The following is a 20,599-nucleotide window of genomic DNA, read 5'->3' as shown; positions in this document are numbered from 1 at the left end:
GGGAGCTCCTTGAGGGTTGTGTAATGGATTACTGCTCTCCCGCCAGTGCGGTGGCGGCGATTTCGATATTCATACCGTCTGCGACCAGACGTTCGACGATAACGGTGGCGCGATTGGGCCAGGGAGCGCTGAAGAATTGGCGGTACAGGCGATCGAGTAGCGGAACGTCCTCTACCCGGCATAGCCAGACCGTCATTTGCAGTACGCGATCGCAGTTGCTGCCCGCGGCTTGTAGCGTGTCTCGCAGGTTACTCAGGGTCAGGGCGATCTGTTTTTCGCTGCTGCCAGTCTCAAGCGTTCCATCGGCTCGTACCGGGCCATGACCGGTAAACAGCAGGCCGGCACCGCGGGTAATCCAGGAAAATGGTTGGGCAGGATCCGGCAGCGGCGCCGGGAGAACTTCACGCGTCATGATTAGCTCCATTAAAAAAGGAAAACGGTTATCCGTGAAATAGATTATTTTGAGACCACCATCAGCGGTTTCATATATAAGACAGTGTTTCATTCGTTATTGGCTGATTAATGGATAACAGGCGCTATTTATTCTGTCAAAAACGAAATTAAACATAGCGCACAGAATTAGTTTTTAAATAAATTGAAATATATTATTATATTATTATTCAGATGGTTATGGCTTGGCGATTAAGTGAACGACGGTTTCATCAATGAAACCATTGGATCTATTTTGAGCAAAAAAACCTTGCTATATACGGGTGTTATTTTCAGGTGTAATTAAACTTTAATTTTCGGGAATGGTATATAAAAAAGCCTGAGTCGTATTAGCGACTCAGGCGTTGTTGTGATAAAAAACTTAGCCGAAACTAGCGCGTAGGTTCATCCGCTTCAACCAGCCGTGCATTATTTTTTACATCATTCGGCTGCTGCGGCGCAGTACTGGCAATCGTATGAACCCGTTTGCGAACCCGGAACCAGCCAAAGGTCAGCACAATCGCCAGCAGCGGGATCGAGGCGATAGTCCAGGTCCCGTTCGGGTAGTCGCAGGCCATCAGCACCAGCACTGCCAGCAGGAACAGCAGCGTCAGCCATGAGGTAAAGGGGGCGCCGGGCAGCCTAAAGCTGATATCTGCCGCTTTACCCTCTTTAATCGCCTTACGCAGCCGCAACTGGCAAACCATAATAAAGGCCCAGGAAGAGATAATGCCGAGCGAAGCGATGTTCAGCACTACCTCGAACACCCGTGACGGAATCAGGTAGTTCAGAAATACCCCCAGCACGTAAATCCCGAGGGTCGCCAGAATACCGGCCCAGGGGACATGCTGACGGCTCATCTTCGACATAAATGCCGGCGCCGAGCCGCCCATAGACATTGAACGCAGAATACGTCCGGTGGAGTAAAGCCCCGAATTCAGGCTGGAAAGAGCGGCGGTCAGCACCACGATATTCATGATATCGCCAATATAGGGAATCCCCAGTTTGGCAAAAAAGGTCACGAACGGGCTCTGGCCGGCCTGATAGGCGTTCCAGGGCAGCAGCAGAACCAGCAGCAGCACCGAGCCCACATAAAACAGGCCGATACGCCAGATAACGCTATTAATCGCCTTAGGCACCATACGTTCCGGATCGCGACATTCGCCTGCGGCGGTACCTACCAGTTCGATCGATGCAAAGGCAAAGACCACCCCTTGTATCAGCACCAGGGCCGGGAGTAATCCGTGAGGGAACAAGCCGCCGTTGTCGGTAATCAGATGCAGGCCGGTGGTGTTTCCGTCCAGGACTTTGCCGGTGCCAAGGAACACCACGCCAACCACCAGGAACAGTACAATAGCCAGAACTTTAATCAGGGCGAACCAGAACTCCATTTCCGCAAACCAGCGCACGCCCACCATATTCATGGTGCCGACGATAACCAGCGCTCCAAGGGCAAAGACCCACTGGGGAACGTCGCCAAAAGCGCCCCAGTAGTGCATATAGAGCGCCACGGCGGTGATATCGACAATGCCGGTCATCGCCCAGTTAACGAAGTACATCCAGCCCGCCACGTAGGAGGCCTTTTCGCCAAGAAATTCACGGGCATAAGAGACGAAGTTTCCGCTGGAAGGGCGATGTAATACCAGTTCCCCCAGGGCGCGCAAAATAAAGAACGAGAAGATCCCACAAACCAGATAGATTAATGCCAGCGCCGGGCCTGCCGCCTGCAGGCGTGCGCCGGCACCCAGAAACAGGCCGGTACCGATGGCGCCGCCAATGGCGATCATCTGTACGTGCCGGTTGTCCATGGCGCGACGATAGCCCGAATCCTGGGCGTTAAGCCAGCGTCGTTTGGCCGCGTGATGATCGTCTGACTGATGCTTTGTCGATTTCATACAATTTCTCTGGATCCTGTCTGAAGCAGCCGCGCTGGAGTGCGCCCTGCAAGTACCGTAAACGATTGCATTTACAACTAAAAACACAGAGGCGAACCACCCGTTTTGTGGTTATGTTTTACAACGGGCTGAATTACGGCGAAGAATGCTACCCGGTATTGCGCAGTGACGCAAAACTCCGATACCAACGGTTAACATAATACTGCTGTTTTTAACAAAAATGAGATGTGCGTCAGTCAATACCACTGGATTAAGGCGGTTTTTATAGTGGGTCATGCTGATATAGCAGAAATAAACAGACGGAGATGAATGGTGTCAGGATGTGAAAGGCCGCGCCGGGGCGGCCTCTGGAGGATTACAGCAGGGTGATAACCTGGTCCTGGGCCAGACGCGACTTGGGTAGTGCCGCGTTAAAGTCCTGTTCGCTGCGGTAACCGACGGTTGCCACTACCACGCTTTGCAGACCCTGGTCTTCCAGACTCAGCAACTGGTCCATTTTTTCCGGGGTAAAGCCTTCGATGGGGGTGGCATCCAGCCCCATACCGGCGGCGCCCAGCAGCAGAAAACCGAGTGACAGATAGGCCTGGCGCGCCATCCAGTTACGCTGCTGTTCCACCGAGCCGCTATTCAGGTTAACGAAGTAGCGGCGGCCTTTGTCCTGACCGGCCTTCAGATCATCGCTTTCAAAGCGTCCGTCGCGCTCTTCCTGAGCCAGCAGGGCGTGCAGATGATCTTCGCTCATCTCTTTACGGATGGTGAAAACTACCACCAGGGCTGCGTCCTGCACCTTCCGGGCATTGGCTTCGCCAAACGCCGGCAGTACCCGGGCCTTTGCTTCGTCGGATTCGATAACGAAGAAGTGCCAGGGCTGGGAATTAACGGAGGAGGGGCTAAAACGCAGCAGATCCAGCAGCTCCTGACGCTGCTCTTCGCTTAGCTTGCGGCTGCCGTCATAGGCTTTGCTGGTGTAACGGGTGCGAACCAGTTTTTCAATATCCATCATTAACGTCCAGTTTCTGTTTAACCAAAACGCTCAATGTAAAGCAAATTACCCGGGCGTGCTATCCGTTGCGTGCCGCATCAGGTCCGCCAGTGGGTACTCCTGCAACAGAGTTTCCACCGGCGCGAACAGCGGCCCAGGCAGGGAATCCGGCGCAAACCACTGCCAGCCGTCGCACTTATCCGGCTCCAGCCTTTGGGGCTCGCCGTGGGGAGCGGTGGCCAGCATAAACAGGGTGATATAGTGCTTTTGCGCTTCCTGGAACATAACATTCGCCCAGGGGCCACGGCGGATGTTTTCCAGGTGGATCCCGGTCTCTTCCAGTACTTCGCGCCGGGCACACTCTTCTGGCGTTTCACCGAATTCCAGATGGCCGCCGGGTGCGGACCAACTGCCCGCGCCATGGCTGCCCTGGCGCCGACCCAGTAGGATTTTATCGTGGCGTAGAATTATTACGCCAACGCCAATCAGTGGCTGATTCATGGGGTACTCCGTAGGGGATCAGGGCGTCTATTGTGGCACAGGGGCGCGGCGGAGGCTAAGGCAGGGTAATCCTGTCAATCATAGCGCGCTCGTCAGGAGAGGGTAAGCGGCGTCAGACCGCTTCTTGATCCCCTGCACAGAACGCGCTTGCGGGGATGACAGCCGTGAATGAACGTGTTACCCCTGAAATCAGTAGGGTTTCCCCCACCACAAGGAGTTATGCCATGTTTCCAGAATACCGCGAGCTCATCAGCGAACTGAAAGAGAGCAACCCGCGTTTTCGCTCCCTGTTCGATAAGCATAACGCGCTGGACCACGAGATTTCCCGGCTGGAACAGCCGGACGGTAGCGGATACTGCGAGCAGGTTGCCACCATGAAAAAGGAGAAGCTGAAGTTGAAGGAGACGCTCTGGCAAATGCTAAAGGAGGCTGAAGCGGGGCAGGCATAACTGAATGCCCCCGGTAATGGATTAACAGGCCCGGTTAAGGGCCTGAGACTGATGACAAACCTGGGCCGAACGCGTTCGGCCAGAATCACCAGAAAAATAAACAAGGAAAATCAATTCATTGATTTTCGGCTGATAACCACAAGGAGGGAAAAACCCCGTTTTTTCCCTCTTTGTCATCAACCTGAGGCCCGGTTAAGGGCCTTTTTTGTGTCACCGATCCACGACCCGATTCCATCGATAATCAAACTGATAGATTTTCCTGCCGGTATTGGTATCCAGCTTAAACAAATAGCGTGCAGCTTTGACATACAGAGCGTCGTCCATCTGATAAGCATTTATCGGAACACCGTCTTCCGTCAGGGTCACCGCGGTTTGCCATAAATACTTTTGCTTCTCCACATCATATAAACCTATTGAGGCCTGAGGGCCGCGACGCTTTTTATAGGCCAGGACATAATACTGATGCGCCTGCTTCTTTCCGAGTAACACCGGATTGATTAATTGTTCACCCAGGAGACGAAGCGCTTCGGTTAACTCTTGATCTGAGATGGGTTGCCCGACCCGGTTGTCGCTGGCAGAGATTATCCATGCAGGTGCCCTGTGCTGCTGGAAAATCGTCATGATTTGGGCGTCTTCGGTCAGCGTCCAGTTTTCTAAATCCAGTCGATAATAACGGTTGTCTAAACCGTGTATATAAAGGCGACGATCAACAAAGCGATAGTCAGGGAAGTCCGGACTCAGAACCTCTGAGAGTGCAGGGATTTTTTTCACCAGATCTGCTTGCGAAAAGCGCATGGCGCCAGTCGTGCTATCTAATAAAAAGAGCGCGTCATCATCGGCATCATTTAAAATAAGATACCGATCAGTCTGGCCAATCAGGTAGTTGCGCCAGCCCATTCGCTTACTCCAGATTCGTTCGCCGGTATCGCTGTTCACCGAAATCAGTTCAAACATCGAGGTACTGGTGCTAATTCCATTGGATTGCCCATTGGGAATAACGGTGCGTTCAATCGATGTGAAACTGTGGTTTTTGTGCGAAAAAAATAGCTGGCTCTTGCCTTCAAGGGTGACCGACCGGAACATGCCAAAAAATGTCATCCCGATAAAATTAACAATTAATCCATAGATAACCAGAATAAACAGATATGGCTTCAGGCGTCTGGTACTGCGTCTTTTAATCAGTGAATATAACAAAAAGCCGCAGAGGGCGATAAATACAATGGCGACGGCAATAACAAAAATATCATGCGTCAGCCAGCCAGACAGTCGCCAGTGATTATAGATTGCGTTCATTCTGATATCCTTTCGCAGGTGATGCTTTTTATGCGTTATATCAGAATGATACCAGGTATTGCCTGCTTAGTGTTAACTATCGCTGATGACCTTGTCATTACGCTGAGAAATAATATCGCTCAGCGCAATGACACCATTCTCTGAAATTCAGGAAACCGTCCCGCGCTCCACCGTTTTGCGCGACTGGCGATGATCCCGCCGCCGGGTGTTGTACAGCGCCAGCACGCTCAGCACCGACACGCTCATCAGATAGTAACTGGGCGCCAGGTGGCTACCGGTAGCGCTGATAAGCAGGGTGCAAATAAAGGGAGCGAATCCGCCAAACACCGTGACCGCCACGTTGTAGCTAATGGCCATTCCCGAAGCCCGGGTGGCGATAGGGAACAGATCGGCCATCAGCGACGGAACAGTGGCGAAGTAGACTGATTTCAGCAGCGCCATCCAGGCCACCAGGGCTATCAGAGTCAGCGGTGTGACATGCAGGCTCATTAGCCAGAAGGCAGGCAGAATGGTCACCGCCAGCATTCCCAGCGAACCCCACATCAGCGGCAGGCGGCCAATCCGTTCGGCGCACAGGCCGACCAGCGGCGTAACCACCGTCAGAATTACCCCGGCCACCAGGGTTGCGCCATAAGCGGCGGAGGCAGGCAGCGCCAGGGTGCGGGTGGCCCATGTCGGCACATAATTAAGCATGTAATTAATGGCGGTGGAGATCACCATCAGCCCGATGGCGGTCAGCAGCAGCGTCTTCTGGCTGGCAAACAGGGTGCGTAGCGGTGCCGCCGGGGGACGGGTCTGCTGACGCCAGCTTTCCGGCTCGTGGATATTGCGCCGGATATACAGCCCTACCGGGCCAATAAGTAGCCCGAAGGCAAAGGGAATGCGCCAGCCCCAGTCGGCTATCTGCTGTTCGGTTAGCCACTGAGCCAACCCCAGTCCAAAGGCCGAAGCCAAAAGGGTGCTGGCACCCTGGGTGGCAAACTGCCAGCTCGCGATAAAAGCGCGGCGCTCCGGAAAATGCTCCACCAGAAACGCGGTGGAGCTACCGAATTCACCACCGGCCGAAAAGCCCTGAATCAGACGGGCCAGCAGAATCAGCAGTGGCGCCGCCAGACCGATACTCTGATAGCCGGGCATAAAGGTGATAATCGCGCCGCCAATCATCATCAGGTTAATCGACAGCAAAAGCGAAGCCTTGCGTCCGCGCCGGTCGGCAAGCGTTCCCAGTACCACGGCGCCTAACGGCCGTACCAGGAATGCGACGCCAAAACTTCCGAAAGCGAGCATGAGCGACACCGAAGGATCGCTGGTGGGAAAAAAGGCGCGGGCGATATAGCTGGCGAAAAAGCCGTAGACGGCAATATCGAACCACTCCAGCGCGTTGCCGATGCAGGTGGCGAACAGGGTTTTATACAACCCCGGCCGTACCGCCGTATTTTCTTTGCTCATGCCTCACCTCCGTTACGGTGCGCCTGGTGCTGCGCCAGCAACTGTGCGCCACGCTCGCCGAAGTCGTAATAAAGGCGGGTCATAATTTCCAGCCCTTCACGGGCCAGTTGCACCGGCAGATGCTCATCCGCCGCGTGCTGGCCGCAGGCGGGATAGGAGTGCGGCACCCACAGCGTGGGCAGCCCCAGAATATCGGCAAAGACATCATTGGGCAGGGATCCGCCCAGATTCGGCAGCAGCGCAGGCGGATGCGGCGTTACGCCATTCATCGCCTCCAGCGCCCAGTCGACCAGCGGATCGGTGGGATCAAAACGGGTGGCCGGGGTGCCGCGCACCTCTTCGATCTCCACCATGGTAAAGCCCCGGGCGTCGAGATGTTCGCGAATATGGCGCGCCAGGTTCTGCCAGTCGGTGCCCACCACGAAGCGTAGCTGGCAAACGGCGCTGGCCTGACCGGGAATGGCGTTCATCGGCTGCTGCGGATTTCCGGCCAGCAGGGTCAGCACCTCAAGGGTGTTGCCTGCAAACAGGCGCTCTGCGGGCGTGAGTTCGCGCTCCCCCCAGCCGTCGCTCAGGGACGGATCGCCGGGATTTCCGCCGGGCTCTACCTTCGCAAGGATAGCGCGCAGCGCGGGCGTAGGGGCGGGAGGGCGCAGCGCAGCAACCTGCAATTCACCCCGGGCATTCACCAGCGATGCGATGGCGCTGGCCAGTTGAGTACCGGGATTACTCAGCAGGCCGCCCCAGTTGCCGGAGTGATAATCCTGACTTCGGGCCCGGATGATGAGGCGAAAATTTACGCTGCCACGGGAGCCCAGAAACAGCGTGGGGCGGGACTCATTAAGTCGTGGCCCGTCAGAGGCGATCAACAGATCGGCTTTCAGCGCCGTTTTCATCTGCTGGCAGACTTCCGCCAGACCGGGGGAGCCTATCTCCTCACCGAGTTCGAACAGCCATTTGCAGTTAAATCCCAGCCGGGCGCCGCGCGCCTGCCATACCTGCTCCAGCGCCGCCAGATTAATGCTGTGCTGTCCTTTATTATCGGCACTGCCGCGCCCGTACCAGCGGCCATCGCGTTCCACCAGTTGCCAGGGGGAGAGCCCCGGACTCCAGCGTTCCGGGTTGCCAAACACCACATCGCCGTGGCCGTAGCCCAACAGCGTGGGCAGGGCTTCATCCTCAATGCGGCTGGCGAGCAGGAAAGGTCTGTCGGCGCGCCGGGGATTGTCGAGGATTTCGATATCAAAACCCATGCGGCTCAGCTCCGGCGTCAGCGCCTGCCGGTAATACTGCATCAGTGCGTCATCGCTGTCGCTGCGCTGGCTTTCGCCGCGAATGGCAATGCGCTGCGCAAGCCGTTCGCGGAACGCGCCGCTGTCGAACCAGGTCAGCGCCTGATCTACGGTCTGTTGTAATGTCATGGTGTTTGCCCTGTCTGCGGTTCCGGTCCGGCCGGATTCTGTTGTTGTCATTTTGTTCTAAACCAGCGCAAGCATTGCCACAATCATAATAATTGCAACTGACCTTTGCCTTTTATATAAAGCAGAATGCACAACCAGGAGGCAGGGCCATGTTAAATACCGAATTACGCTACTTTCTGGCTGTGGCCGCCAGCGGCTCGCTGAGCAGCGCCAGTCAGCAACTGTATGTAGCCGTCTCGGCCATCAGCCGCCAGATCCAGAAACTGGAAGGGCGGCTTGGGGTGCCGCTGTTTGAACGCCACGCCCGGGGCATGGTACTGACCGATGCCGGACAGATTCTGGAAAATCACGTGCGTAAAAGCATGTTGGATATGGAACACGCCATCGCCGCGATTCAGGGATTGACGGCAATCCGTCGCGCGCTGGTCCGTATTGCCTGTACCGACGGCATGGCGTTCGATCTGCTGCCAGGATTACTGAGTCGTTTCCGGCATCAGCATCCCGGCGTCACCTTTGAATTACAGGTGGGTACGGCGATGCAGGTGGCGGAGTGGGCCCGTAACGGCAATTGCGACCTGGCGTTTCAGTTCAGTCTGGCCCCGGAGCGCGATGTGGATATTGTGGACTCCTGGCCCGCGCCGGTGCTGCTGCTGATGCAACCCGACCACCCGTTGACCCGCCAGCCGGTGGCAATGGCGGATTTACGTCATTATCCGCTGGCGTTGCCGGAGCAGGGCACCACCATTCGCCAGCTGGTCGATCTTTCGTGCCGGATGGAGGGGACTTTCCTTGAACCGGTGCTGAGCGCCAATAATTTCGCCACCCTCTATATGTTTACCCTCAACACGCCGCAGGCCATTAGCGCCTGTAGCCACTTTAGCGTGCTGTGGCGCGCACGGCAGGACGGTATGCAGCTAAGATCGGTCGACAGCCCGTCGCTCAGCCAGCGAACCCTGCAACTTCAGGCGCCTTCAGGGCGGCACCGTTCGGCGGCGCTAACGCAATTTATTGAGTTTACCCGCCAGCAGCTTGACCAGTACGGCGCGCCTGATTAAACCGCAGCGGTCAAAAAACTCGCATCATGCGACCGACGGGATTAATATCGCTACCAACAGGTACGAAATGCTCGAACAGGTACGATTTAATCGATCCGGAGGTCGTCATGAACAGTTTCACCGCCAGTGAAGCAAAGGTACAGTTTGGTGAACTTATCAGCCAGGCCATGCGGGAGCCCGTCAGTATTACCAAAAATGGACGTCCAAAAGTGGTTGTGATGTCCTGGGAAGACTACAACGAAATTGAAGCGCTGAAGCTGCGTTATCTCCGAGCCACCCTGGCGCACTCTATCGCTCAGGCTGAGCGGGGCGAGTTACATGATATTGATGATGTATTCAGTGAACTTACGCCAGACGAACTGAGTAAGGCCGGAAAAAATCAGGGATGACAGTACGGTTCACCACGGATGCGCGAACCCAGATTCGTGAGATACGGGCATATTCTCAGCATCGCTGGGGGCGGGATGTGGCCAGTTTATATGCGCAGACGCTGCGTGTGACGATGACCGATATTCTTGACCGGCATCCATCTCCCGGTCGCGATCGCAGCGACGATCTCGGCGATGGTATCTTTAGCTTTCCCTGTCAAAGTCACCTGATCTACTACCGCGAAACCGATGACGGAATCGTCATTATCGGCGTGCTGCACCACTCGCAGGATCCCGTGCGCCATTTCCCTCATCCATAATATTTCGCCTGACGCATTTCCCGCCACCTTCGGCTACGCTTCATCACAGGCAAGATACGGCCGCACCCTTCGCGACCGTTCATACCTTAAGCAACAAGGAGACTGTGAATGAAGAGTGAAACCTTTGGGCGGGGGCCGGTAATCACCGGCCTCTATGAACTGCTAAATCCGCTACCGCTGGGCTTCTTTGCCGCTGCCTGGTTATTCGACATCATCTATATCAACAGTACCCAGATATTCTGGACCCACGGCGCGAGCTGGCTGATTGCCATGGGTCTGGTCATCGCCATTATCCCGCGTTTGCTGAATCTGTTTCTGGTGTGGAGCGGCGGCAGTAGCGCCTGCTCGCCGGTAAAGGTTCACTTCTGGCTGTCGCTGGTCGCCATCGTGCTGGCGATTATCAACGCCTTTGTTCACAGCCGTGATGCCTGGGCCGTGGTGCCCCTGGGTGTAACGCTTTCCACGCTGGTAGTGGTACTGCTGACCATCGCCAATCTGCAACAGGCACTGCGTGATCGAAGCCGGGAGGAGAATGATGAATAAAAAACTGTTAGCGCTGGCAGGCGCGCTGCTGCTGGCTGGCTGTGACGATAGCGCCAAACTGGATCCCATGAGTCAGGTCGGTCCCAACCCGGAACTGCCCGAAGCGCGAAACTTTCTGATTCCGCCGATGCAGGTGCCGGAAGGGGTGCCCTGGAAGCAGGGAGAGATGCCTCAGGTAGCCGAAGGGCTGAAGATCGAAAAAATCGCCGATGGCCTGATGAATCCGCGCCAGCTTTATACGCTACCAAATGGCGATATTCTGGTAGTGGAAGCCAGCGGGCCGCCGAAGCCGACCAGTATGCCCAAACAACTGATTACCGGCATCATTAAAAATGCCTCGGGGAAAGGGGGCGCCGGAGGAAACCGTATCACGCTGCTGCGTAAGCAGGACGATGGTCGCTGGCAGAAGTTTCCCTTCCTCGATCACCTGTTTTCACCGTTCGGCGTACAACTGGTCGGCAACAAACTCTATGTCGCCAACGCCGATAGCCTGAGGGTTTACCCCTATCAGAACGGTCAGACCCATATCAGCGATCCCGGTCGGGAACTGACCGAGCTGCCGTCTGGCGTTAACCATCACTGGACCAAAGCGCTGCTGGCAAGCCCGGATGGCAGTAAGCTTTACGTTGGCGTGGGCTCCAATAGTAATATCGGTGAAAACGGGCTGGATGCCGAATACCGCCGCGCCGCGGTACTGGAGGTGGACAGTAACAGCGGCGCCAGCCGTATCTACGCCAGCGGCCTGCGCAATCCCACCGGACTCCAGTGGGAACCGCAGACCGGCAAGCTGTGGGCCATCGTTAACGAACGTGATGAGATAGGCGCCGATCTGGTGCCAGATTATATGACTGCGGTGCAGGAAGGGGGCTTCTACGGCTGGCCTTACAGCTACTTTGGCCAGCATCTTGATGAGCGGGCACAGCCTCAGCGCCCGGATCTGGTGAAGCAGGCCATCAAACCCGACTATGCCCTGAGTTCCCACGTAGCGCCGCTGGGGCTGCTGTTCTATACCGGCGACAATATGCCGAACTATCGGGGCGGCGCCTTTGTGAGTGAACACGGTAGCTGGAACCGCTCGCCGCTCAACGGCTATAAAGTGGTATGGGTGGCCTTTAAGGATGGCAAACCGGTGGGCGAACCCCAGCCGGTGGTCACGGGCTTCCTGTCAGAGGATCAGAAGACGGTGCGCGGTTTGCCGGTAGGTCTGACCATGGATGGCGAAGGCGCGCTGGTGATTGCTGACGACGCCGGTAGCGCGGTATGGCGCGTCTCTACCCGCGAATAGCAAAAACGGGGGCCATTGCGCACTTCTGGCGCGATGGCTCCCCACAGAAATGCTGTAATAGCCCTTTAGCCTGCAACGGAGACGGCGATGAAATTCTGTCTGACGCGCTATCTGACGCGCATTGACTATAAGGGCAGGGCGCAGGCCGACCTTGCGACGCTGCGCGATATTCATCTGCACCATGTCTGCGCCATTCCTTTCGAAAACCTGGATGTGCTGCTGGAGCGCCCCATTCAGCTCGACGCCGAATCGCTGTTCGCCAAGCTGGTTGTCGCCCGGCGCGGCGGCTACTGCTTTGAGCAGAACGGTCTGTTAAAGCTGGCGTTGAACGCTCTGGGATTCGACGTCGAGGATCTGGCGGCCCGGGTGCTGGTGATGGCGCCCGCGGAAATGCCGCCGCGCACTCACCGGCTGATGCGTATCCGCATTGACGATCAATGGTGGCTGGCCGATGTCGGCTTTGGCGGCAGTACCCTAAGCGCGCCGATACGGCTGATGGCCGATCAACCCCAGCAGACGCCCCACGGTCGTTACCGTCTGGTGCGCCAGGAACCAGGCTGGCTGCTGCAACGCTGGCAGGAGGAAAACTGGCAACCGCTCTATCTGTTCGATTTAGCCATGCAGTACCCCAGCGATTATCAGATGGCTAACCACTATGTCGCCAGTTGGCCGGAATCCCATTTCCGCCATCATCTGCTGATGTCGCGCTGGCTCCCCGATGGCGGGCAGCTACGCCTTTATAACGATCGACTGACCCGCTGCGACAGCGATGGGAATGAAATGCAACAATTATTTAACGATTCATCTTCATTATTTACCGCACTGCGTCAGGCATTTAATTTAGGGACGGATGATAAAACTCACGGAATTAGCGAAACGGCATTTCATCAAATATGGTCTGATTTGAAAATCCTTAAATAAAGTGGCGGACCTGAACGCAATGTATTAACGTTAAAAGACATTAACTGCTTAATGAGCAAAAATCATGAACTCTCTAAGGTATCTCTCTTTTGGCGGTGCCACGCCGCTGTTGTTGCTGATTGCACGTCTGATGATTGTTGCGCTGTTCTTTATTTTTGGCCTGCCTAAACTGACCGGCTTTAGCGGCACGGTGCAGTACATGGCAATGCTGGGCGCGCCAGCGCCGACCGTGGCCGCCGGGGTGGCGGTGGTGATGGAAGTAGTGGCGCCGATTCTGATTGCGCTGGGCTTTTTTACCCGCCCCGTTGCCGTACTGTTCTTTTTCTATACTCTGGGCACGGCCTTTATCGGCCATGCCTACTGGAATATGACCGGCGATGCCGTTCAGCCTAATATGATTAATTTTTATAAGAATGTAAGCATTGCTGGGGCCTTTATCCTGCTGGCCATTACCGGGCCCGGCGCTATCTCACTCGATCGCCGCTAATCAACAGAAAGCTGCGGGCTAAAGACCTGCAGCTTTATTTTTATCGGGTTCTGACATTCAGTGGAACGAAAACTTACTAACCAATTTAGAGTTCCCCTGTGCCCAAGATGACACGACACAACTGCTTTCCACTTTCCGCTAAGATGGCTCTGGAAACTGTATGACGGTTTTACCCCCGGTTAACTCAGGCCATTACATCGAAGGTAATCTGCATCATCAATGTAATTAATTCCGTATTTTCTTTGCCAGTGCACAACGCTTAAATAGAATTGTGCTATTTTGCGTTTTTATGGATCCTACACATCAGACAGGAAGTCAGAATGATAATCAGCCCGCCGTTTATCCGCTCCAGGAACGCCGGAGAAAGTGACCCGTCATGGGTAAACAGAATGATGCCCGTGGATATCAACCGGGGTTTTCCTCTCAACCAGAACGCCTCATGGCACGGTGGCGTACATGTTCTTCACACTGACCGCCAGGCGGAAGGATACGATTCCATCGAATTTGTCCGCGCCATCGCGGATGGGATGGTGATCTCTTTCCGTTCGCCGTCCTCCACCGACAGGCGCGATGCCTTCCCGCTGAATTACAATGGCAGAACCGATGACGGCTATGTGCTGCTGAAGCATGAAACCGAGATCGGGGAAAACTGCAGCGTCGTGTATTACTCCCTGTATATGCACCTCCGGGACAGGCTGGATCCCGCTATCAGGAACGGAGCCAGAGTCTGGCGCAGGGACCGCATCGGGCAAAGCGGCATGGTGGATAACGTGAATGCCTTTCACTTTGAGGTGTTCTGTGACAACGAAAATATGCTGAAACTGACCGGGCGAACCACTCCAGAGCTGGATATCACCCGTGACGGCAGAGCCGATACCGTTTATGGCGATATCCATTTTTACCTCCCCCCCGGAACACACTTTTACGCCTTCGTGCCTAATTCAGCCTCACCGGACACAGACCACCTGAATGTCGTTCATACCAGTGCGGAACCGCTGTTCGTCAGCATGACCTTCGAAAAAGGGGACTGTACGATGGTCACCCGCAGGCAGAACGCCACCATGGCGGCGCTCTTCGACCTGGTGGGGGAGCCGCTGGTGAACACCGACGCCAATCCGACAGACAATACCATGACAGAAACATCGCTGAAATATGAATACAATTTGTACAACATATCCAGGCGCCTTTACCCGCAGAATCCCTCTGCCGGTTTCGAACTGCTCCGCTTCGGGCGAGTCATCAGTACCGGACATGAAACCCTGATGCCTGCTAATGCCCCACTGTGGCGTACCGTCAGCTTTCCCGGCGGGACGGGTATGGTCAATCTGGCCTCTTCCGACATCAAAAAATTCAGCGATGCTGACTTCCCGCACTGGACAGGGTGGCGGATGGTGAACGATGACACGGACAATAACAGCCAGTGTAACTCCCCCCTTATTGCCGGATTGCAGCAAAGCGGACATCTGAACGACCTGAGCAGCCGTCTGGTCTGTCATTTCCCGCTGGAATGGAATGCATCCACCTTTGACCCGCGCTATGACTGGCTGAAAACCGGCTCTGACGATGTTCCTGCGATGGCAGAAAAGGACTATAGCCAGCTCCGGGACCATGTCTTTGCGCTGTGCTTTGACGCGGGTACCCCCGGCACAGGCAGGCTGTGGCATTTCCATCCGGTGGCATTCATCAGCCACTTCCGTAAGTGCTGCTGGCTCAGTAAACCGGAGCTGAAACAACTTGTTCCCCGGTACCTGTTAAGAATGGTCGGCCGGAATGATTACCGATGGGAGGATATCACTTACCGGGATGGCGCAGGGAGCGTCGCGGACAATATCCGCACGCATATGAACAGGGCAATGCAGAAACACCTGATTACCACCCCGCTGCGCATTGCCTGTTTTCTGGGGAACGGTATACAGGAAACGGGCTGGCTGGGGTCCATGGAAGAAGGCTACCGGTATACGGAAAGGGATCCGCACACAGGTCGGGTCATTCGCCGCTATAACATCTGGTATTACCCGTGGTACGGGCGCGGTTTGTTACAGCTCACTAATCCTGAAAACTACTTTAAGTATTTCAGCTTCAGGGGAAGAACCTTCAGGGGAAGAACCTACCCTGAAAATATTAAAAACGCCCTGATAAGGGAATACAGCCGTCTGTATTCAAACCGGGACCTTCGTTATACCGACAATCACCTGTCTGATACTGAAAACCACGTCCCTGAAAACATTATTCGGTGGAGAAATAACGTCAGCAGCGACCTGCATGAGGCAGCCAGCAGCGCCGGATTTTACTGGGTATCAACAAATATGGCGTATTATGCTGACAGCGAACATGTCCTGGAGCGATGCAGCGTTAATACCCGGCGGAGCGGGATAAAGATTTACTATCGCAGCCAGGCATTCTGGCAGGCCAGCGCCGCCGTTAACCTGCCAAACCAGATCAACAACAGAGAATACCGGGGCCTGAATGGCTTTCATGACCGCTGCTGCGTATACGGCAGCGCGATAGCCGTCCTTACCGAGCAAAAATTCCCGGACAGTAATAACAATCTGGTCAACGAAAAACCTGAATCAGACCAGCTAAGGAGATGATAATGAAAAAATTATTACTGCTAATGACGACCCCTTTTTTTTCCTTTGGAAAAATAACGCCGGAGATTTCTACGCCTGATAAATTCAGTGAAAATTTATTTGATCAAATCACATCGAGTAACTATCTGGCGGCTACAGGCGGCTGCAAGGTTATTTCCTTGAAAGTATTTCATCCTCCTGAACATAAGAAATACCCATCGGATCCCTGGCGTTGCCTGTTCTCTGTTGATGTTATTGAGGATGGATATGGGCCAGGGCAAGTCCTACCTGAAAAGGTCTACCTTGATAAAAAAACAGGAGTATGGAGAAAGAAAAGGTACACCCTGAGTAGGGAAAGTACCCGGCGTTCTCTGGAGGTTTATGGCATCAAAAGTCTGAGCGAATTACAGCCTTTGGAGCTGTATAATATCCAGGCCGTCAATGCCCGTGGCTATGCGGTTATCGACAGCAATATTCCTTTGTGGGAAAAAAAGAAAGGGGTGCAAAAAAATCTCTCATTTTGCCTGATACAAAACCAGAGCTATTCTGCGATTTGTGGCTACGGTCCAGTGGCCTACGACGGAAAGGAAGTCGATTTCACCCCCTATATGCTCAAATCCCTTGAGACCGTCGAAATGGGGCTGCCAGAAAAATCAAATAACTGACCCCAATTCAGGGTCATAAAACAGCTCAGGCTTTTAGAGGCAAAAGGATCTAATAAGGATCTTTTTGCTTGCCTTGGCTTACCACAATCTCTTAGCGTGACTCTTCGTTCCCATAGGTATCATCCCGCGCTCACCTTGCCTCCCACAGCATATTTCCCTATTCTTCAGCCTCAGTTCACTATCTGCCAGCGGAAAAGAGGCGGATTTGCTATTTTTTATTCTATTTTGGCGCCTGATGAATGGAAATCGTCGGTCTGTCACCGCTACCCCTGGAGCGTAATTCATGAGTCAACAGTGGTCATCCCGTCTCGGGCATGTCCTTGCCGCCGCGGGATCCGCCATCGGCATTGGCGCCATCTGGAAATTCCCCTATGTCACGGCCACCAACGGCGGTGGCGCCTTTGTGCTGATGTTCCTGTTTTTCAGCTTTACGCTGGGCCTGGCGATACTGCTGGCCGAGATTCTGCTGGGAGCCGCAACCCACTCCGGCGTGGTGAACGCTTTTAAGAAGGCTGCAGGACCACGCTGGCGCTGGCTGGGTGGCATGGGGGTACTGACCGGCTGGTTTATCTTCAGCTTCTACAGCGTGGTGGGGGGCTGGACCATCGGCTACACCGGACTGGCGGCTGCGGGGAAACTCAGCACCGGCAGCACCCAACAACTGGGTCAGTTGTTTAACGACTACATCAGCCATCCGGTCTGGCCAGTGTTGACCCATCTGCTGTTCAGCGGCCTGACCTGTTTTGTGGTGCTGGGCGGCGTGCAGAGCGGGCTGGAGAAGGGCAGCAAAATCATGATGCCGCTGCTGTTTCTGATTATGCTGGTGCTGATCGTCACCGGTATGTCGTTGCCCGGCGCCTCGGCCGGTCTGCATACTTTCCTGAACCCGGATTTTTCGCATGTCACCGCAGGTAGCGTGCTGGATGCGCTGGGGCTGGCCTTCTTTTCGCTGTCGGTGGGGCTGGGGGTGCATGTTACTTATGGAGCCTATCTGCCGGATAACCGCGGCGTCGCCCGTTCCGGACTGTGGGTGGTGATCCTCTCCTGTATCGTCTGCGTCCTGGCGGGGCTGATGATCTTCCCGGCGCTGAGCGCTTCAGGGCTGGGGATGGATTCCGGCCCGGGCCTGACCTTTATGACTATGCCGGTGTTTTTTAACTGGCTGCCGGGCGGCATTATCTGGGCGGTGATGTTCTTCCTGCTGCTGCTGGTAGCGGCGCTGTCGTCCTCAATCTCGCTGCTGGAACATATCGTCACCTTCCTGCAACAGCGTTTTGGCTGGTCACGGCGTAACAGCGCGCTGCTGACTACCGCCAGCGTCATGCTGGCAGGTATTCCGATTACCCTGTCGTTCGGTATTCTCAAAGACTGGACGCTGTTTAATAAGACCCTGTTCGATATTCTGGACTATCTGACCTCGAACCTGATGATGCCGCTGTTCGGTATCGCCATCAGTCTGTGGTTTGGCTGGTCGAAGAAGAGCGCTGCGCTGATGCCCGGCGATCTTTCGCCATTCTGGCGCGGCTGCCTGAAGCTCACCTGGCGCTTTATCGCACCGCTGTTTATCGGCGCTATTTTGCTGCACGGCGTGTTCGGCTAGTTTCCCGTCTTAGCGGTGCTGGCGCCAGAAGCGTGCGCCAGCACCAAATTTCAGTGCATACGCTGAGGTAATTTCTGAATAAACCAATCCGTGTGACATCTTGTGCCAGACTTCAGATGCGACTTTCTTCTTTAATCTGATGTCTCTACGCACGGGGGATGTTTATGCTGGACAGAATTACCGCACATACGCCTCTCGGCCCTGACGAGCTGAAGTTTTTGTCACTGCAGGGCAGTGAACAACTTTCCCGGCCATTCGCCTTTCAGGTGGCGCTACTGAGCCAGAATTTCCACCTCGACAGGCGAGCTCTGCTGGGTCAGTCCGTCACCCTGGCGATCCCCACCCAGAATCTGCTTACGCCTCGCTATCTGAATGGCAAAGTGACCGAAGCGGCGCTGCGTAACGAAGAGATCGACGGCACCCGCTATGCGCTCTATCAGCTGCGTCTGGAACCGGATCTCTGGCCGATGATGCGCGATCGCAATCTGCGCATCTTTCAGCAGCAGACGGTGCCGCAAATCGTCAAAACACTGCTGGCGGAACAGAACGTGCAGTGTGAAGACCGCCTGACTGGCAGTTATCGTCAGTGGGAATACTGCGTGCAGTATCAGGAAAGTAGCTACAACTACATCAGCCGCCTGATGGAGCTGGAAGGCATCTACTACTTTTTCCGCCACGAAATGGGCAAACATACCCTGGTGTTGATGGATGCACCACAGTCTCACCAACCGTTCAAAGGTTATGAGAGCATCCCGTATCACGTAACGGCATCCGGCGGCACGACCCGGGAAGAGGGGGTCAGCCAGTGGGCGGTGAACGATGTAGTGACGCCGGGTATTTACAGCCTTGATGATTATGACTTTCGCAAGCCCAATGCCTGGCTGTTTCAGGCCCGGCAGAATCCGGCGTCGCCGAAACCGGGGCAGATAGACGTCTACGACTGGCCAGGACGCTTTGTCGACCATCAGCATGGAGAGTTTTATGCCCGCATCCGCCAGGAGGCCTGGCAGGCGGAACATCAGCAGATTAGCGCCACCGGCACAGCCTTAGGGATAGCGCCGGGCCACACCTTCAGCCTGCATAACGCGCCTTCGACCCGTGACAGCGAAGAATACCTGGTCACCCGGGCGGAATATCGGCTGCGCGATAACCCATATGCCAGCGGCGGCGAAGCCAGCGAGCAGCGTATCGACTTCAATGTCATACCGGCGGATATCGTCTTTCGCCCCCGGCAGGAAGCCGAGTGGCCGAAGACTTACGGGCCGCAAACCGCCAGAGTAGTCGGGCCGAAAGGCGAATCCATCTGGACCGATAAATATGGCCGCATCAAAGTGAAATTCCATTGGGATCGCCTGGCGGCGGGGGACGATACCAGCTCCTGCTGGGTGCGGGTCTCCAGCGCCTGGGCCGGTCAGGGCTTTGGCGGGGTGCAAATTCCCCGGGTTAACGACGAAGTGGTGATCGACTTTATCAATGGCGATCCTGACAGGCCGCTGGTGATTGGCCGGGTCTACAACGAAGCCAGTATGCCGCCCTGGGCGCTACCGGCAGCGGCAACGCAAATGGGCTTTATGAGCCGCACCAAAGATGGTTCGGCGGAAAATGCCAACGCCCTGCGTTTGGAAGACAAGGCCGGTGCCGAACAGGTGTGGATTCAGGCCGAACGCAATATGGATACCAACGTTAAAATGGAGGAAAGTCATACTGTCGGGACCAATCGCACCAAAACCGTCGGTGCCGATGAAACCAGCCACATTAAACAGAACCGGACCAAAAACGTTGATGGCAATGAAACGGTAGCCGTTGGACAAAATCGCACCAAAACCATCAGCGGTAACGAAACCACCACCATCAAACAGAACCGCAGCGACACCATTGAGGGCAATGAAACCCTGACGGTGCAGCAAAACCGCAGCGAGAGCATCACGGGCAATCACGACGCCACGGTGAAAGGCAATCAGACCATGACGGTAAGCCAGGAGCGATCCCGCACTGTAAACGGCAATGAGAAGGTCAGTATCGCCAAAAATCGCAGCGTTCAGGTGACCGGTCATCAAACGCTGGGCGTCAACGGCAATCGCGAAGCCTCCATTGGCGGTAATGAAAACAAAATCATTACCAAAAAGCAGGAAGTCAGTATTGGCGCAGGGCGCTCTATCGTGATCAACGGCGGCGATACCCGCTATACCGACGGCACGGTGAGCGACGGCGCATCGCAGAGATTCCAGATTAGCGTGGGGGAATCCACGGGCATCATGCTATCGCCCGGCAGCATCGAAATTGTCGCAGGCGGCGCCAGTATTACCATCAACGCCGACGGTGTCATGGTCAATGGCAGCAAAATCGAACTTAACGCCTGACGGAAG

The 20,599-nt window shown here is 55.2% G+C and carries 19 protein-coding genes; 12 read left to right on the top strand and 7 right to left on the bottom strand.

What is annotated here, in order from left to right:
* Positions 1-28 precede the first annotated feature (28 nt).
* The 4 genes from FEM41_RS17705 to FEM41_RS17690 form a co-directional block, all read right to left on the bottom strand.
* Positions 29-412, bottom strand: coding sequence for a RidA family protein (locus FEM41_RS17705; RefSeq protein WP_138097507.1), 384 nt, complete (start codon positions 410-412; stop codon positions 29-31).
* Positions 413-821: 409 nt separating this feature from the next.
* Positions 822-2,324: an L-asparagine permease gene (ansP, locus tag FEM41_RS17700; RefSeq protein WP_138097506.1), complete on the bottom strand. Its 1,503-nt coding sequence runs from the start codon at positions 2,322-2,324 to the stop codon at positions 822-824.
* 355 nt (positions 2,325-2,679) lie between these two features.
* Positions 2,680-3,327, bottom strand: coding sequence for an oxygen-insensitive NAD(P)H nitroreductase (nfsB, locus tag FEM41_RS17695; RefSeq protein WP_241666515.1), 648 nt, complete (start codon positions 3,325-3,327; stop codon positions 2,680-2,682).
* 45 nt (positions 3,328-3,372) lie between these two features.
* Positions 3,373-3,807, bottom strand: a complete 435-nt coding sequence (locus FEM41_RS17690; RefSeq protein ID WP_138097505.1) for a nucleotide triphosphate diphosphatase NUDT15 — start codon at positions 3,805-3,807, stop codon at positions 3,373-3,375.
* A 224-nt stretch (positions 3,808-4,031) separates the two neighbouring features.
* On the opposite strand from FEM41_RS17690, the gene FEM41_RS17685 reads away from it, so the two are divergent.
* A complete protein-coding gene (locus FEM41_RS17685) occupies positions 4,032-4,256 on the top strand; it encodes a DUF465 domain-containing protein (RefSeq protein WP_138097504.1) in 225 nt (74 codons plus the stop codon).
* A 210-nt stretch (positions 4,257-4,466) separates the two neighbouring features.
* Here the strand turns inward: FEM41_RS17685 and FEM41_RS17680 are convergent, their stop codons facing one another.
* The 3 genes from FEM41_RS17680 to FEM41_RS17670 form a co-directional block, all read right to left on the bottom strand.
* The gene (locus FEM41_RS17680; protein ID WP_138097503.1) at positions 4,467-5,549 is read right to left on the bottom strand and encodes a PA2928 family protein; all 1,083 of its coding nucleotides are present in this window, start codon (positions 5,547-5,549) and stop codon (positions 4,467-4,469) included.
* 147 nt (positions 5,550-5,696) lie between these two features.
* Positions 5,697-6,998, bottom strand: a complete 1,302-nt coding sequence (locus FEM41_RS17675) for an MFS transporter (protein WP_138097502.1) — start codon at positions 6,996-6,998, stop codon at positions 5,697-5,699.
* Positions 6,995-8,419: a M20 family metallopeptidase gene (locus FEM41_RS17670; protein WP_138097501.1), complete on the bottom strand. Its 1,425-nt coding sequence runs from the start codon at positions 8,417-8,419 to the stop codon at positions 6,995-6,997. The genes FEM41_RS17675 and FEM41_RS17670 overlap by 4 nt, the downstream gene beginning before the upstream one ends.
* 149 nt (positions 8,420-8,568) lie before the next feature.
* Here FEM41_RS17670 and FEM41_RS17665 point away from each other — a divergent pair, with 149 nt between their 5' ends.
* The 11 genes from FEM41_RS17665 to FEM41_RS17615 all read left to right on the top strand — a co-directional run bounded on the left by FEM41_RS17665 (position 8,569) and on the right by FEM41_RS17615 (position 20,593).
* Positions 8,569-9,474, top strand: coding sequence for a LysR family transcriptional regulator (locus FEM41_RS17665; protein WP_138097500.1), 906 nt, complete (start codon positions 8,569-8,571; stop codon positions 9,472-9,474).
* A 107-nt stretch (positions 9,475-9,581) separates the two neighbouring features.
* Complete coding sequence (locus FEM41_RS17660; RefSeq protein WP_138097499.1) at positions 9,582-9,863, top strand: type II toxin-antitoxin system Phd/YefM family antitoxin; 282 nt, start codon at positions 9,582-9,584, stop codon at positions 9,861-9,863.
* Positions 9,860-10,162 carry a type II toxin-antitoxin system RelE/ParE family toxin gene (locus tag FEM41_RS17655; protein WP_138097498.1) on the top strand — a complete coding sequence of 101 codons (303 nt, stop codon included), beginning with the start codon at positions 9,860-9,862 and terminating at the stop codon, positions 10,160-10,162. Before FEM41_RS17660 ends, FEM41_RS17655 begins: the two co-directional genes overlap by 4 nt.
* A gap of 108 nt (positions 10,163-10,270) precedes the next feature.
* Positions 10,271-10,705 (top strand): DUF2231 domain-containing protein, encoded by a 435-nt coding sequence (locus tag FEM41_RS17650; RefSeq protein WP_138097497.1) that lies wholly within the window; start codon positions 10,271-10,273, stop codon positions 10,703-10,705.
* On the top strand, positions 10,695-11,990 hold the full coding sequence (locus FEM41_RS17645; RefSeq protein WP_421804475.1) for a PQQ-dependent sugar dehydrogenase: 1,296 nt from the start codon (positions 10,695-10,697) through the stop codon (positions 11,988-11,990). Before FEM41_RS17650 ends, FEM41_RS17645 begins: the two co-directional genes overlap by 11 nt.
* An 87-nt stretch (positions 11,991-12,077) precedes the next feature.
* The gene (locus FEM41_RS17640) at positions 12,078-12,911 is read left to right on the top strand and encodes an arylamine N-acetyltransferase family protein (RefSeq protein ID WP_138097496.1); all 834 of its coding nucleotides are present in this window, start codon (positions 12,078-12,080) and stop codon (positions 12,909-12,911) included.
* A 64-nt stretch (positions 12,912-12,975) separates the two neighbouring features.
* Positions 12,976-13,398 (top strand): DoxX family protein, encoded by a 423-nt coding sequence (locus tag FEM41_RS17635; protein WP_138097495.1) that lies wholly within the window; start codon positions 12,976-12,978, stop codon positions 13,396-13,398.
* Between the two features lie 320 nt (positions 13,399-13,718).
* The gene (locus FEM41_RS17630; protein WP_168198821.1) at positions 13,719-15,989 is read left to right on the top strand and encodes a M23 family metallopeptidase; all 2,271 of its coding nucleotides are present in this window, start codon (positions 13,719-13,721) and stop codon (positions 15,987-15,989) included.
* Positions 15,990-15,991: 2 nt separating this feature from the next.
* Complete coding sequence (locus FEM41_RS17625; RefSeq protein ID WP_138097493.1) at positions 15,992-16,633, top strand: hypothetical protein; 642 nt, start codon at positions 15,992-15,994, stop codon at positions 16,631-16,633.
* Positions 16,634-16,916: 283 nt separating this feature from the next.
* Positions 16,917-18,233, top strand: coding sequence for a sodium-dependent transporter (locus FEM41_RS17620; protein WP_138097492.1), 1,317 nt, complete (start codon positions 16,917-16,919; stop codon positions 18,231-18,233).
* A gap of 164 nt (positions 18,234-18,397) precedes the next feature.
* Positions 18,398-20,593: a type VI secretion system Vgr family protein gene (locus FEM41_RS17615; RefSeq protein WP_138097491.1), complete on the top strand. Its 2,196-nt coding sequence runs from the start codon at positions 18,398-18,400 to the stop codon at positions 20,591-20,593.
* Positions 20,594-20,599: the final 6 nt, after the last annotated feature.

The organism is Jejubacter calystegiae (assembly GCF_005671395.1).
Lineage (GTDB): Bacteria > Pseudomonadota > Gammaproteobacteria > Enterobacterales > Enterobacteriaceae > Jejubacter > Jejubacter calystegiae.
This window is presented reverse-complemented; position numbering and strand designations above follow the sequence as displayed.

Coding starts and splice junctions, on each gene's coding strand:
- FEM41_RS17705 (WP_138097507.1), bottom strand. CDS start 412: ATGACGCGTGAAGTTCTCCCGGCGCCGCTGCCGGATCCTGCCCAACCA.
- ansP (WP_138097506.1), bottom strand. CDS start 2,324: ATGAAATCGACAAAGCATCAGTCAGACGATCATCACGCGGCCAAACGA.
- nfsB (WP_241666515.1), bottom strand. CDS start 3,327: ATGATGGATATTGAAAAACTGGTTCGCACCCGTTACACCAGCAAAGCC.
- FEM41_RS17690 (WP_138097505.1), bottom strand. CDS start 3,807: ATGAATCAGCCACTGATTGGCGTTGGCGTAATAATTCTACGCCACGAT.
- FEM41_RS17685 (WP_138097504.1), top strand. CDS start 4,032: ATGTTTCCAGAATACCGCGAGCTCATCAGCGAACTGAAAGAGAGCAAC.
- FEM41_RS17680 (WP_138097503.1), bottom strand. CDS start 5,549: ATGAACGCAATCTATAATCACTGGCGACTGTCTGGCTGGCTGACGCAT.
- FEM41_RS17675 (WP_138097502.1), bottom strand. CDS start 6,998: ATGAGCAAAGAAAATACGGCGGTACGGCCGGGGTTGTATAAAACCCTG.
- FEM41_RS17670 (WP_138097501.1), bottom strand. CDS start 8,419: ATGACATTACAACAGACCGTAGATCAGGCGCTGACCTGGTTCGACAGC.
- FEM41_RS17665 (WP_138097500.1), top strand. CDS start 8,569: ATGTTAAATACCGAATTACGCTACTTTCTGGCTGTGGCCGCCAGCGGC.
- FEM41_RS17660 (WP_138097499.1), top strand. CDS start 9,582: ATGAACAGTTTCACCGCCAGTGAAGCAAAGGTACAGTTTGGTGAACTT.
- FEM41_RS17655 (WP_138097498.1), top strand. CDS start 9,860: ATGACAGTACGGTTCACCACGGATGCGCGAACCCAGATTCGTGAGATA.
- FEM41_RS17650 (WP_138097497.1), top strand. CDS start 10,271: ATGAAGAGTGAAACCTTTGGGCGGGGGCCGGTAATCACCGGCCTCTAT.
- FEM41_RS17645 (WP_421804475.1), top strand. CDS start 10,695: ATGATGAATAAAAAACTGTTAGCGCTGGCAGGCGCGCTGCTGCTGGCT.
- FEM41_RS17640 (WP_138097496.1), top strand. CDS start 12,078: ATGAAATTCTGTCTGACGCGCTATCTGACGCGCATTGACTATAAGGGC.
- FEM41_RS17635 (WP_138097495.1), top strand. CDS start 12,976: ATGAACTCTCTAAGGTATCTCTCTTTTGGCGGTGCCACGCCGCTGTTG.
- FEM41_RS17630 (WP_168198821.1), top strand. CDS start 13,719: ATGATAATCAGCCCGCCGTTTATCCGCTCCAGGAACGCCGGAGAAAGT.
- FEM41_RS17625 (WP_138097493.1), top strand. CDS start 15,992: ATGAAAAAATTATTACTGCTAATGACGACCCCTTTTTTTTCCTTTGGA.
- FEM41_RS17620 (WP_138097492.1), top strand. CDS start 16,917: ATGAGTCAACAGTGGTCATCCCGTCTCGGGCATGTCCTTGCCGCCGCG.
- FEM41_RS17615 (WP_138097491.1), top strand. CDS start 18,398: ATGCTGGACAGAATTACCGCACATACGCCTCTCGGCCCTGACGAGCTG.